This is a genomic window from Bdellovibrionota bacterium, from assembly GCA_035292885.1.
Taxonomy (GTDB): domain Bacteria; phylum Bdellovibrionota_G; class JALEGL01; order JALEGL01; family DATDPG01; genus DATDPG01.
The window spans coordinates 1-13,037 of sequence record DATDPG010000070.1; the positions used below are offsets into that span (position 1 = coordinate 1).

Annotated in this window: 10 protein-coding genes; 3 read left to right on the forward strand and 7 right to left on the reverse strand. The window is 54.6% G+C overall.

The features are described from left to right. The coding region (locus tag VI895_05385; GenBank protein HLG19233.1) for an AgmX/PglI C-terminal domain-containing protein at window positions 1-1,004 on the forward strand (1,004 nt) is incomplete at its 5' end. Window positions 1,005-1,017: 13 nt separating this feature from the next. Here VI895_05385 and cglE read toward each other — a convergent pair. The 7 genes from cglE to VI895_05420 all read right to left on the reverse strand — a co-directional run bounded on the left by cglE (window position 1,018) and on the right by VI895_05420 (window position 10,212). Then, window positions 1,018-1,590: an adventurous gliding motility protein CglE gene (gene cglE, locus VI895_05390; GenBank protein HLG19234.1), complete on the reverse strand. Its 573-nt coding sequence runs from the start codon at window positions 1,588-1,590 to the stop codon at window positions 1,018-1,020. A 5-nt stretch (window positions 1,591-1,595) separates the two neighbouring features. Then, entirely contained in the window at window positions 1,596-3,047 is a 1,452-nt protein-coding gene (locus VI895_05395; protein HLG19235.1) for an AgmX/PglI C-terminal domain-containing protein, read from the reverse strand. A gap of 11 nt (window positions 3,048-3,058) precedes the next feature. Further along, window positions 3,059-3,334: a hypothetical protein gene (locus VI895_05400; protein ID HLG19236.1), complete on the reverse strand. Its 276-nt coding sequence runs from the start codon at window positions 3,332-3,334 to the stop codon at window positions 3,059-3,061. Continuing rightward, window positions 3,331-4,536 carry a tetratricopeptide repeat protein gene (locus tag VI895_05405; GenBank protein HLG19237.1) on the reverse strand — a complete coding sequence of 402 codons (1,206 nt, stop codon included), beginning with the start codon at window positions 4,534-4,536 and terminating at the stop codon, window positions 3,331-3,333. Before VI895_05405 ends, VI895_05400 begins: the two co-directional genes overlap by 4 nt. After that, window positions 4,533-7,622, reverse strand: coding sequence for a tetratricopeptide repeat protein (locus VI895_05410; protein ID HLG19238.1), 3,090 nt, complete (start codon window positions 7,620-7,622; stop codon window positions 4,533-4,535). Before VI895_05410 ends, VI895_05405 begins: the two co-directional genes overlap by 4 nt. Window positions 7,623-7,807: 185 nt before the next feature. Then, entirely contained in the window at window positions 7,808-9,433 is a 1,626-nt protein-coding gene (locus VI895_05415) for a tetratricopeptide repeat protein (GenBank protein ID HLG19239.1), read from the reverse strand. Continuing rightward, on the reverse strand, window positions 9,430-10,212 hold the full coding sequence (locus VI895_05420; protein ID HLG19240.1) for an outer membrane beta-barrel domain-containing protein: 783 nt from the start codon (window positions 10,210-10,212) through the stop codon (window positions 9,430-9,432). Before VI895_05420 ends, VI895_05415 begins: the two co-directional genes overlap by 4 nt. Before the next feature lie 306 nt (window positions 10,213-10,518). Here VI895_05420 and tilS point away from each other — a divergent pair, with 306 nt between their 5' ends. Together tilS and ftsH are read left to right on the forward strand one after the other, a co-directional pair. Further along, on the forward strand, window positions 10,519-11,565 hold the full coding sequence (gene tilS / locus VI895_05425) for a tRNA lysidine(34) synthetase TilS (protein HLG19241.1): 1,047 nt from the start codon (window positions 10,519-10,521) through the stop codon (window positions 11,563-11,565). A gap of 148 nt (window positions 11,566-11,713) precedes the next feature. Next, window positions 11,714-13,037 (forward strand): ATP-dependent zinc metalloprotease FtsH (gene ftsH / locus VI895_05430; protein ID HLG19242.1); only part of this gene is annotated, 1,324 nt, incomplete at its 3' end.

Below are 13,037 nucleotides of genomic sequence, written 5' to 3' on the forward strand. Positions count from 1 at the left end.
ATGAAATTCGTTTGGGTGAAATCCGGATGGTGGTCTCCCACCGGGGATATGCCCTTTCGAACGTCATACCGTTTCCGGATCCTCGGACCGAACCGCACCGGCCGATCCCGGTCGCGGCACCTCCCGCACCTCGACGCCGGATTAAGGCGGCCGTTGTGGAACGAGTCGCCGTGCCGGTCGCGATACCGAGGGGCGTACTCTGGATATCGGTTTTCGCACTGGCCGGAGGCTTGGCCTGGGCGCTTAATCGTTATGTTCCCCGCAAGTCGGAACTGCTCACGTCCATTCGGAACCGATCCGTGATGGTTCCTTCTGAAGTGACAACCGACATTCCTGTGGAAGAGGAGGCACCCGCCTCGGAAGAGGTCGGTAAAACCGTGGAAGCGCCTCCCCTTGTGATTCAAGCCCGCAAAGAAACGAGGAAGAATCGGCCGGCGCCCATTCCCGCCGTGAGTCCCACACCGGAATCGACGACGGGTAAAGACATCGTTGCCAGCCTGGATCGCTCGCTCGGCGGCATTACGCCGGAAGGGGACCTGGCCGCCGCCGATCGCCTGGCCAAAACAGTGCGTTCCACCGGCACGCTGGGGCCAAAAATCGTGAAGGCTCCGAAGCTTCAAGATATGGACGTGGAGATCCGTCTTCCAACGTTGAAAGATATTCCTCTGCTTGGAATCAGCGAATCGGCTCGCTCGGTGAATCCTCGGGCAACGTACGATCCGGAGAAATACCGGGCCTCTCTAAAGGAGCACCTCGTGGGTGTCGAAGGCTGTTACGTCCAGCATGAAAAAGGCGGAGCGGCCGGACGCATTGCGATCTGGTTTTCGATCGCCTCTTCCGGCCAAGTTCGGAAAAGTGGAGTTGAATCCGACACATTCCGCAACAAGGCCATGCAACAATGCATTCTCGACCGAGTGGGGAAAGTATCGTTTGATCCTCCTCCTTGGGACGGATTTACGACGTCGTTGGCGTTCCGCTTCGGCAAGCGCCGCATCGATTTTTAGGCTCGACAGCCTGTTAAAACGTGTACTTCAATCCCGCGCCGATATTGATCGTGTCCACCGGTACATCCAGAATGTAGTAGTAGCTCGTTTTGGCGTAGAGCGAAAAGTGCCGAAGATACGTGTAGTACTCGATGCCTCCGCCGATCAAAATGTTGATCTTGTTATTCTGGCCGGGGACGAACTCCGGATCGCTGTAATGAATCCCGGGGCCCACTTCAAGAAAGGGGTAAAAGCGGCCTAAAGGATACTGGGCTTTGGCGGCTAGATTGAGCAGGATGGTATTGACCCCGCCTTGAAGTACAAAATCGCCGGCCGAAGCTTCGTTGATTCCGATGCTGTAAACCCCCTCGAGGGAGAGGTACTTGAACAGATCGTATCCCGTCGTGAACGTGAGCTGAAATCCCGGATTTTTCGCGGTTCTGGCTTCGCCGGTGAAAAAGAGAAGACCAAAATCGAACCCCACCGAAAAACCCCGTTCGACTTGATCGGGAAGACGCTGAAACTCACCGAACAATTCGTCTCCCCGACCCATTCGCGGAAAACAAAGCACGATCAAACAGGCCAGCGCCAGTAGGACTTTTTTCATCGGTCTCACCCCGCCACCCGGAAGAGGAACGGATAAATGACTTGGACGATTCCCCCTCCCGGTTTGGGGAACTGGATTCGCTTAATCACGTTTTGAACGCACACTTCGACCGGAGGACTGCTTAACGTCGATTGCTTGATTCGCGTGCTGGTCACCGAGCCGTCCAGGCCGATGATGAAATCGGTGACGACCTTGCCTCTCAAGTTCGGTTGGACCGTGAGCTGGCGTTCGTAACAGTAGCGAATTTGACCCAGGTAGTTGGCAATGATTCGGGCGATCACGTCCTTTGGGATATTCCCCATGACAAAGACTTCCTCTTCGTCGATGGAGGCCGAGACGGCCGTGTCGCTCTTACCCGTTCCAAAATCGGCAAGCCCCGGTCCTTTCGCCCCCCCTCCGCGTCCTTTGGTTCCTAGACCTTGGCCGATGGACGTGGAAAGGCCACCGCCGCCGGTTCCAGTCCCTTTGAGACCTTTTCCCTCCCGAAGTTCCGTTTCACCCGGCAACCCGTATCGAGCCGCGCGGTTAAAGGCGCTGTCCACCGATCCGGGGATCGCGGCACCGCCTCCGATCAATTCGGAAAAAGCCCCTCGATTTCCGGAGCGTGTGAAAACATCCAAGATACCGGTTTTCCGAATGTCGCCGCTGGAGACACGCCGGCCCGCGCCCGGGATCCCGCGGCCGCGCCGTCCTTCCGCTCCGGGAGCGCGCGCTCCCTCACCTTCCATGCCGACGGCGCCCGGTTTCAGTTTGCCACCCGCGAAGGCCCGCTTCGGTTGATACGGTTTGATCGTGCTCGGCTGCACGAGGATTTTCTGGAACTGCGGCGTCAATTCTTCCAGCGTTTTGGGCGGTGGCGCCGGCCATAGCTTCACCACAAGCAGAATCATCAAATGCAGGGCAAGAGAGACGATGACCCATCGGCCGAGGTAGGGATCCGCCAAGTATTTGAAGATTGCGACGGGCGGCACCCGCTCGGGATCCGGAATCTCTTCGAAATAGATACGGATGTGGCCGAACTCAAGGCATCCACGGGCCCCTTTTGCCATCTCCACCGTTTGAAAGGGACCGGCCTGTTTTCCGACGGCGTCCAGGAGCGAGGTCAGCTTGTCCCCCATCTGGAGAACGCCCTCGATATGTTTATTGATCGTAAGGAGAGCGCCTCCTTCCGATCGGTATTGGATGAGGGCGTGACTTTCGGGAAGAGCCGGTGTGGGAATGCGAAACGTATTTCCGCGTTCGGCTCCCACGGTGATGGTCGAACCCGGCGAGAAGAAACGATCTTCGATCACCCAACCGAAGCATTGCACGACGACGCGTAATACCTTGGCGCGGATGTCCGAGGGGCGGGAGCCGCCGGGGCGTTTTCGGAAATCAACGACGAGCCGTTTGGGATCGAAAAAAATCTCGGAATCCCGATCCGAGGGAATTTTCAGTGCGCTTGTTCGGACGACCATAGACGTTCCTCCTAAAATTCATCCGCCCCGCGGACGATGTTGGGCAAAAAGCTCTCATCCAAGTCGAGCAGTCGCCTAAAACTGACCTCCGGGGGTTCCAAAATGGACTGGCCTTCGGGTTTCTTTAACTGACCTAAAATGTCGACCTCTTCAAAGTCGTAGACCGTCTTGCCGACGCGGACTTTCCTTTCAGATCCTTGAGCGGGCGCCGATGTCTGGCCGAAAGAAGCTCCGGTCCAGGACAAAACCAAGAGCGCGGCAATGAGGAATGGAAGGGTTCTTATCATGGCTGAGCTTTCCTTTCTGGAGCCTTTTGCACTGCCGCCGCCGGAGTCGGTTGCGGCGTGGGAACCACTTTAGGCCGCTTGGGCATCGACTGAAGCTGTTTAATATATCCAAACACCTCGTGATCCTTCGCCAGGTTGAGCCGCTCCACGGCGACGAACCGCTGGAAATATTTCAGCGCTGTTTCCGGATCCTGAAGGTTGTTCTGATAAAGAAGTCCGAGGTTAAAGAGCGCAGCGCCGTTATTCGGATCGGTCCCCGCATTGGTGGAGAAAGCTTGCCGTGCCTTCGCCACTTCACCTGTCGTGAGGTAGGCCACGCCAAGATTTTGATTTGCGGGAATGTTGAGGGGGTCGGTTCGAAGGACCTCTTCGTAAAGCTGAATCGCTTTGGGGTAATTGCCCGCTTTGAGATAGATATTGGCCAAATTCATCCGAGCGGACACCAAAGAGGGATTGAGTTCGGTGGCTCGTCGGAATTCATTGATGGCATTTCTCGGCATATCCATCGCGAGATAGGTCAGTCCGAGATTGTTATACGTTTCGGCCGTTTTCGGATTGATCTTCTTTCCCTTCTGGAACGTCAACTCCGCCAACTGGTAGCGTTTGGAGTCGTAATAAATCAGGCCCAGATTGTTGATCGCGTAAATGTTGGTCTTGTCGGTGTTGAGAATTTCACGGACGAGATCCTCGGCCGAGCGGAAGTCCTTGTTTTTCCGGTAAGCAATGGAAAGGCTGTTCTTTAAACCGGCGTTTTTGGGCTCGTGCTTCAGAAGGTCTTGATAGACCGCAACGGCTTTCAAATGATGGCCCAGGAGAGAGTGAGTCTCGGCTAACTCGAGCATCGGTTCCACGGCGTTCGGTTTAACGAGAGACGCATTTTCAAACGCCCGTTCGGCTTCTTTGTTTTGGTTGAGTTGGCGGTAAGCTTTCCCCAAATCCATATAGGCATCGAAATTTCGCGGATTTTGTTCGATGGAACGGAGGCTCCGATCGACGGTTTGGCGGAAATCACCGGCGGAACGCGCCGAAACCTGAGAAGGGGTGGCGAATTCCGCGGCCGGAACCTGTGAAGCCGCCTCGTCGACTTTTCCTTCTTTAATCTTCTCTTCGGCGGCGGGGGTGGAGGGTGGAGGGCTCGTTGAACCGAGGCATCCGAACATAAAAAGAGAAGCACCTATGACGACGAGAAATCGGTAGTTCATCGCGCGGCCGCCTCCAGCATCGGTTTATACGGTGCCATCGGTTCGCTCGTGCTGGCCTCAAAGTAAGTCTTTCCGCGCCGCGGAGGATACTTGTCCGGCTTGAATTCGGTTAATCGCTCGTACGCTTTGTCGGTCCAATCGTTGTATACGTCCAGCTCGTATGCCTTGGCGATGGCTTTTTCATAGGCCTCCACGGCCTTCTCCTCGATGGGGGCTGCCCGATTGGCCAGCTCTTGTTGATAAAGCTGCACCTGTTCCGGATTGAGTTCTTTCGGCACCGGCGCGTTAAACAGAGCTTTACTGAAGTTCTGGTAGATCGAACCAATCTGATACAGCGCGGTGACGCCCATCTCCGCGTCGCCGTAATTGATCACCTCGAGATATTTGTTCTTTAGATTCTTCAAGAGCAACGCTTTCCGTTCCATCGCGTTCGCCAGGACCTTTTGGGGCATCCGCAGTCGGATCTCGTTGTATTCGTCCAGCATCTCCTGAATCAGTTCCAGCTGGGCTTTAGCCGCGTACTTGGCGCCGACGTTCGGGCCGAGGCTGGGGTTCTGATTGTATTTCCTAAAGAGCGCCACGGCGGTCTGATACGAACGGCGGGCGGGCTCATGTTGTCTCAATTTTTCTTGGGCCTGCCCGGCTCGATAGTAAGCCTCTACGATGCGGTCCTTCTTAAGGCCGTATTTCCGCGGGTAATTCTGAAATACTTCGATCGTTTGCGGCCAGGCTTTTCGGAGCTCGTAGATCAGGCCGAGGGAGAAATAAATATCGCCGGCGTCTTTGGCGTTTGGATATCGCTGAAGATAGAGATCGTAATCCTTCACTGCGCGATCCAACTGGCGCAAATGCTCACGGTAGAGGCCTGCGTTAAAGAGCGCGTCGGCCGAGTAGTTGGACTTGGGGTCCTTGTCCGCCAGCAGCTCGTAATAATTCGCGGCATGTTCGTAATCCAGTTTATCGTCGAAATAGCTGGCCAGCGCGAGCATCATTTTCGGAACCATCGGAGAATCGGGATATTTTGCGAGAAATCGTTGCGCGGTCGCCATCGCCTTTTCGGATTCATCGCCGTTGATATAGGCTACGGCGGCGTTGAAGAGCGCCTTGTCGGCGTACTCCGATTCCGGATATTTGTTCGCCAGACGAAGATACGTGTCGGCCGCCGCGGTGTACTGTTTCTTGTCCTCCAGTTGTTTGGCGCGCTGAAAAATCGATCCCTGAATCAATTTGAGAAGAAGGGCGCGGTTTTCAGCCGTGGCGAACTCCTTGTGGGTTAAGAACGTAGCGGCCCACTTTTCCAGGTTCTCCCAATCCTTTCGGATGTTGTAGATGTCCAAAATTAAATGGCGCGCGCTCATGGATGGGGCGCTGGTGGGAAACTGCTGCACAATCGCTAAGAAGCCTTTTTGGGCCTTGTCGAATTGATTGTAGTTATAAAGGAGTTGGGATCGATGAAGGAGCGTGTCCGGGATCCGATCGTCCTTGGGAAAGTGCTTAACGTACGCCTCATCCGCAGACACAAGACGTTCGGCGTAAGGGGAGAGCGGGATCGGATCGTACTTGTTTTTTTGTTTGATCCCTTTCGCTTCGAGATCCTTGAAATGAATTTCTTCCAGTCGGGTCAGGGAGTCAATCTGTCCCACGATGGCCTCTTTTTGGTACTTCCCCTTGGGGTCCTTGGCCACGATCTCGAACTGTTGAGAAGCCGCCAGGAAATCTTTCTTCTTGAACAGCAATTGCGCGTACACGAAGCGCATGACGTAGGCGTTTTTATGGCCCCCGAATCGTTCCAAATATTTCTGGTAATACACCACGGCCGCGGCGTAGTTTTTGGCCGCCGCTTCCGGTTCGGTCCTCTCCGCGCGCTGCGCCTGCTCGTGATATTTCTTGGGGATGAACCGCGCATAAACCTCGGATCGAACCACGGAGTAATCGCGCATTTCCTCATCCGTATTACGGGTGTACCAGGCCGCACTCTTGTCATACGTGGCGATAAAATTTTCCATCTCGCCCATCGCCCGGCGCAGGTCGTTGCTCTTTTCATACGAGTCGATCAGTTTCGAATGATGCCGAGGAGCGTTCTCCGCGAACGGGCCGGCCGCCAAAAGCATTTTCAACGTAACGATGGCTTTGTCGTACCGGGCCTGCTCGAAGTAAATGTTGGAAAGTTTTTCAAGAACTTTTAGGCCGTAGTCCGGTTCGCCGATCGACACAAAATATTGTTGAGCTTCTTCCACCAGGCCGAGATCGGAATAAAAAAGAACCAAATCGCGCAGGGCTTCCTCTCGAAGCTCGATTTCGCGAGGGACTCCCTTGGACGAAGCGACGACTTTTTGCATGATCGTCATCGCCGGCCGAACCTTGGCCTGGTTGTAATAGCACCAGGAAAGTTTATAGAGAGCGAAGTTGTAGAGTTTGCTCGGTACTTTGAGAACGATGGAATAGGTTTCGATCGCTCTATCGAACTGTCGTTCCAAGAAATAGTGCTCGCCGATCTCCATGTACGCATCGAGACGGAAGCGACTGTTCGGGTATTGGGTCACGAGGCGCTGGAAATATTCGAAGGCTTTCTTGTTGTTCACTTCGGTGGCGTGGTAACCGGCCAAGAAGAGCACTTCATCCATCCGTTCGTATTTCGGCGCGGAGCCGATGATGTTCTCGTAAATTTTGAAAGAGCGCTGGCCTGAAAATTTCGGCTCCACCGGCTTGGTTTTTCGCTTTCCGGCCGCGAAGGCGTCGTATGCTTTCACGTAGGAGTCCATGTCGCGAAGGTATTTCGACCGCTCTTCCAACCAATAGAGTTCGGCGATTCGAAAGAGACGGTCGGCGCGGGCATTCGGGTTTTTGGTCTGTTTGACGATGCGTGTCAGAATCGCGATCTCTTCCCGGATTTTTAGACGAAAGGCTTGGTCAACCTTGTAGTCGGGAAGTGAAAAGGCTTCGAACGCTCCGGTGCGAAGGGCGCCTCGCCGGGATTCGGCCGCAGGTTTGGCGGCCGCAGCTTCTTTCTTATCCGCTTCCAACGTGACCGACTCAACCGATTCCGGGGCGGGTTCGGCCGCCCACACCGACGGAATCGTCAGCATAAGAAGAAGAAAGAAGACTAGTGTCCCGAGTCCGAGGTAGCTTGATAATAAAGGCCGCCGATGCGCCCGGATGGCAAGGCGCGACGACGCGGGCGTACCGGCCGTACGCCGAGGAGGAGCAACGCAGCCAGCAGGGATGCAGCGACGGTCGACTATCAAGATATCCCGGACCCGGGACACTGGATTCATTGAGTCTTCTCCGCTTTCTTGCAGCGATTCTTCAAGTCGTACAAATAAGCGCCCAATTCATCTTCCCAATACTCCCCGGTGTAGTCCCACCAAATGAGCGTTTCCTTCAGACTCTCCGTGAATTCCGGTTTGATGAGATCTTGCCCCGAGATGACCGCAGGCGCGAGTCCGCGGGCTCGGCTCTGTAGAATTTTTCGCTCGGCGCTGATGATCTCATATCGAACGATGTCCTTGGCGTTGTTGAAGTCCAGGATCAATCGCCGTGTGAGCAGCATCTTCTTTCCGGCCATCCAGCTCGCTTGCAAGATGAGATCGGATTCTTTTTGCTGAATCAGCTTCGCCAGGAGATTCGCCCGGGGGCTCTTGGTTTCCGCGAGAGTCTTTCGCTCCTGAGTCAGCCGTCCGATGTAGCGATGCACGGCTAAGAAGTCGCGATTGGCGGCCGCGAGATTGAATATCTCCTTATAAGCGTAATCTTCGCTCCCGTCCTCGCTAACGATCTTGCTTGAAAGCAGAGGATAGTATTCTTGGGGGGAACGAGCCTGTTGAGCGAACCGATCGATTTGGCCGCGAAGGCCTCCGAATTTCGATTCCACCGTGGAAAGCTCGTCGACCGCCCGTTCGTACCAACAGAGCTCGATGTATATAGCTCCCTTCAACAACATCGATTTGAGGAAGTAGACCTGCTCAAAATAAGGGCTGTTGAGAGTATGCAGAACCGACAGCGCTTCGTTGAATTTGTTCAGCTTAAAGAGCGCCCAGCTCGATTCGTAAAGACTCTCCGGGTAAAAGTCCCCGTCTTTCTTCACCTTCTTATAATAGACGATCGATAGAGGATAATTCTGCTGCTCATACAAAATGCGACCCAGAGCCAGGTTGGCCAGCTGACGGATTTTGAGGTCCTCGTAATAGGTAACGGGCGACCGGGCGTCTGAAATGTTTCGAAAATGCGTTATGGCTCGCTTGAAATCTTTCTCTTGCACGGCGACGGTTCCCAGTAAGTATTGCGCGGCCAGATACATCTGGTTCCGGTGGGAGATGCCTGTAAACAGTTCGATCGCCTTGGGATAATTCTGTTTCTTGTAAAGATCCTTGCCGATGTAAAAGCGAAACTCCTCTCGAAGCGAGAGGGGAACCTTGTCGGGTGTAATCGACGACGCAAGGTAGAGAACCAATTCGTCGTCCTTTAATCGCCGGGCGATGGAGATGGCCCGCCGGAGCGACTCGTGTGTTTGCGTCTTCAGCGGCTCTTTTTGGACAATGTCGGCGAAATACAGCAGCGCGCCATAGTCGACGCCCATCTCGTACAGCGAGGCGGCGAGATAATATTTGGCGTACGAGTATTCCGGATAATTGGAATATCGAGCTTCCTGAAGAATTTTGTCGAACGTCAAAAAGGCTTCTTTGGCTTTGCCGCTCTGGAGCAGCTCACGTCCCGCGCTCAGTTCCGAAACGAGACTTAGATAAGCCGGATTTCCCTTGACCAGGCCTTGTCGCTTGTCGAGCTCCTTTTGTATGCGTCCGTCCAGCTGCGTATTGAAATCATGAACCTTGCCTCCCGAGCAGGCGCCAAGAAGGACGAGCGTCAAGCCGAAGGAGAGGAACCCCGGATTCCGTTTCATCGAGCGTCCTTCCCCAGAGGTGCCGGATGCGGCGGCAAGAAGAAAGAAACGCCGAGGGAGAAGAGCATATTATTGACCACGTGATTGAAGGGCGCGCCCTCGCGCACGACGATGTCGCGGACATCCACCTTGAAAGCCGCCCAATCGTTTAAGAAAACTTTCCATCCGCCACCCACGTTAAACGCGAACCGATTCGAGTCTTCATTGTCGAATAGGCCCGCGCCGGCCGTGAAATAAAAATCAAAGTGAAAGATCTTCTTGGAAAAAATGGAAAACTTCCCATAGAGCGGCGACCAAACCACGTTTCCGAAGAACGCATTCTGCAGCGGATCGGGGGGGTTGGTGAGTTCCACGCCGCAATTGGTGTCCTGAACACCGTCCCCGTTCACGTCCACGAATGCCGGGGAAGGTGGGCAGGGGACGCTTCGAAGATCGTCGATAATGTTCTTCTCCTGATGGAGGGCTCGGGCGTACCAACCTTCAAAGGCCAGGGCTTCGCGGAAGTGGAACGTGTAATGAAATTGAAGGAGTTGATAACTTAAGAATTGATTGTTCGGAATGATGCCGCCGTCCACGGAAAACTCGTGCCGGAGCCCTTTCCGGAAGATTCTCCCCTGGACGACGTCAATTCCTTCATTTCGGTACTTGCCGATATCGCCGCCGGGCGCCGCTTCTCTCTTATCCGGCGTGATTTTTTCTTCCGCCGACCAACCTGGAATCGGCATCCAGCCGAATCCCAAAACTGCCACAAGAATCGCTGTCCAACGCATCTTCGTCATTTCTACCCCCGGGTGCTTGACTGCCGCTGGTTAAAAGCAAAGCAGCTGGGGAGCAAGTTCAGTGCCATTCCTGCGCACCGACACATCTCCCAAGTGCTTGAAATTTCATGTCTTTTTTGAAAAAAAGGAACCTCGGTTTCACTTTCAATGTTGCTTTGTGAAGTTTTTGCCAAGTAAGTATGTAAAGTTTTCAATAACTTGGGCGACTTCTTGGAACGGAAATCACGATATCAAAACAAAAGTCTCAAGACAATCAATTACTTCCCCTCGGTCCGAAGCAACTATGATAGACGGGAAATAACGGTTATGGAGATCCAAAAGGAAAACGGACTTCGGCTCCGGCAAGCTCGATCCGAGCGTCCGATTGGCCATCCTCAAAAACCGATCCATCTTCAGATTTTTCGAAAAATGCGCCGGGCGATTGATGAACATGGGGCGTTCGAAAACGTCACACGGGTCATGGTGGGACTTTCCGGCGGCCCCGATTCCGCGGTTTTGATTCATATGTTGTGCGAGTTACGCCGTCGCGGGGGTCCGGAAGTGGTGGCCGTGCATGTTCACCACGGAGTGCGAGGCGAGGAAGCCGACCGGGACGCTCAAGTGGCCGAGCAATTGGCCGAAAAACATGGATGTGAATTTCACGTCATCCGGCTTCGCCCCGATGGAGGCACGGCCGAACATCGATTACGCCATGCGCGCCTCGAGATTTTTCGGACGTGGGCGCAAGAGCTTCGGGCTCAGCGCGTTGTCTTGGCCCACCAGCGCGACGACCAGGCCGAGACAATGCTCTTGCGGCTGCTCGGCGGCACGGACCTCCGAGGCCTGCGCGGCATTCGCGTGTTTCGTCCGCCGCTCTGGGTTCGCCCTCTTTTGAGGGTCTCCCGGGCCGAAATCGAAAAAGAGATCGATTCATGCGGCCTTCTGCACGCCATTGATTCCACGAATCGTTCCACGGTACCGAGGAGGAATTTTTTACGGCACAACGTGATCCCGATGCTGGAATCGCAGTTCAATCCGCAGATTCGGCGCCATCTCGCGGCTCTCGGCGAGTCGCTCGCACCGGTGGTGGATTACTTGGAGGAAGAAGCGAGGAAGATTCTTTCGGTGGCCGCGTGTGGACGGAATCGTTGGCTGGTTGTGCCGCTTCAAAACGCTCCGTCCGCCTTGCGGCGCGTGGCGCTTGCGCAAGCCTATCGAAAAGTTTCCGGAGAAGCGTCCGCTCTTCGACGAGTGCAACTTAATGTTGTGGATCATTTGGTGATGTCCGCGGGAGAACCGCGAACGTTTGCTCTGCCTTTGGGAGTGAGGGTCGAACGAGAACAGAACTTTGTGGAATTCGTGGGTTCCGTTTGAAGTTCCGCGTTTCGTCACGACTCCTTATATGTTACGCTCTCTCCAGGTTCGGATCTTCGATTAATCGGGTCGTTTCTTCGACGTTGACGTCCCAAAAGGGGAATTTGTGAAGGGAAAAAGCGCCATTCTTTGGATATTGCTGATCGTAATGGCGGTCCTCGTCTTTCAGTCGGTGAACCGCCTGGCCCAGCCGCAGCCCAAAGAAATCGCGTACAGCGCGTTTCGAGATCATGTCCGGGACGGTCTCGTCGAGTCGGTGGCCATCCAGGGCAACAATATTCAAGGCAAATATCGAGCGGCATTTCCGAAAGAATTCGTTCAAGACAAGGAGCTTTCCGATTTACCCGGGAGAACGTTCACTACGCGATGGGTCGGCACCGGAGACGAACTGACCAAATTTCTTGAACAGAATCGCATTGGAATGTTCGAAGCCTTGTCGGAAGAAAAGGCCGCCTTTTGGCAACAGTTGCTCTTTACCGGCCTTCCGCTGGTCTTGATGGTGTTGCTCTTGGTGATGGTGGTACGCCAACTTCAGGTCGGCGGAGGGAAGGCGCTCAGTTTCGGAAAATCCAAGGCTCGACTATTGAGCGGAAACCAACCCAAAGTGACGTTCAAAGACGTCGCCGGAATCGATGAGGCGAAGGAAGAACTCGAAGAGATTATCGACTTTCTGAAAGATCCGAAAAAGTTTACCAAGCTCGGCGGTCGAATCCCGAAAGGAGTTCTTCTGGTCGGCGCACCGGGAACCGGCAAGACTCTCTTGGCCAGAGCCATCGCGGGCGAAGCGGGCGTTCCGTTTTTCACGATCTCCGGATCCGATTTCGTCGAAATGTTCGTTGGAGTGGGGGCGTCCCGTGTGCGCGACCTCTTCGAGCAGGGCAAGAAGCACGCACCCTGCATCATCTTTATCGATGAAATCGACGCCGTCGGACGACATCGGGGCGCCGGACTCGGAGGCGGGCACGACGAGCGGGAACAGACGCTCAATCAACTTCTCGTTGAAATGGACGGCTTCGAATCGAACGAAGGGGTGATTTTAATTTCCGCCACGAACCGGCCCGATGTTTTGGACCCCGCGCTCTTGCGGCCGGGGAGATTCGACCGGCACGTTATTGTTCCGCGGCCCGATCTAAAAGGCCGGCTCGGGATTTTTAAAGTGCACACGACCAAGGTCCCGATCGACGAGTCGGTGGAATTTGAAACGCTCGCCCGGGGCACGGCGGGCTTCGCTGGCGCCGACATCGAAAATCTGGTCAACGAAGCCGCATTATTGGCCGCGCGATTCAACAAGAAGAAAGTCGAGATGTCCGATTTCGAGCATGCGAAGGACAAGATCATGTTGGGCAAAGAACGACGAAGCATGCTGATATCGGACGAAGAGAAGCGGGTGACGGCTTATCACGAAGCCGGGCATACGCTGGTCGCGAAGAGTCTCCCGAACGCCGATCCGATTCACAAGGTTACGATCATCC

Bases quoted from the DNA above. Each gene is read 5' to 3' on its own strand.
- cglE (HLG19234.1), bottom strand. From the start codon at position 1,590: ATGAAAAAAGTCCTACTGGCGCTGGCCTGTTTGATCGTGCTTTGTTTT.
- VI895_05395 (HLG19235.1), bottom strand. From the start codon at position 3,047: ATGGTCGTCCGAACAAGCGCACTGAAAATTCCCTCGGATCGGGATTCC.
- VI895_05400 (HLG19236.1), bottom strand. From the start codon at position 3,334: ATGATAAGAACCCTTCCATTCCTCATTGCCGCGCTCTTGGTTTTGTCC.
- VI895_05405 (HLG19237.1), bottom strand. From the start codon at position 4,536: ATGAACTACCGATTTCTCGTCGTCATAGGTGCTTCTCTTTTTATGTTC.
- VI895_05410 (HLG19238.1), bottom strand. From the start codon at position 7,622: ATGCTGACGATTCCGTCGGTGTGGGCGGCCGAACCCGCCCCGGAATCG.
- VI895_05415 (HLG19239.1), bottom strand. From the start codon at position 9,433: ATGAAACGGAATCCGGGGTTCCTCTCCTTCGGCTTGACGCTCGTCCTT.
- VI895_05420 (HLG19240.1), bottom strand. From the start codon at position 10,212: ATGACGAAGATGCGTTGGACAGCGATTCTTGTGGCAGTTTTGGGATTC.
- tilS (HLG19241.1), top strand. From the start codon at position 10,519: ATGGAGATCCAAAAGGAAAACGGACTTCGGCTCCGGCAAGCTCGATCC.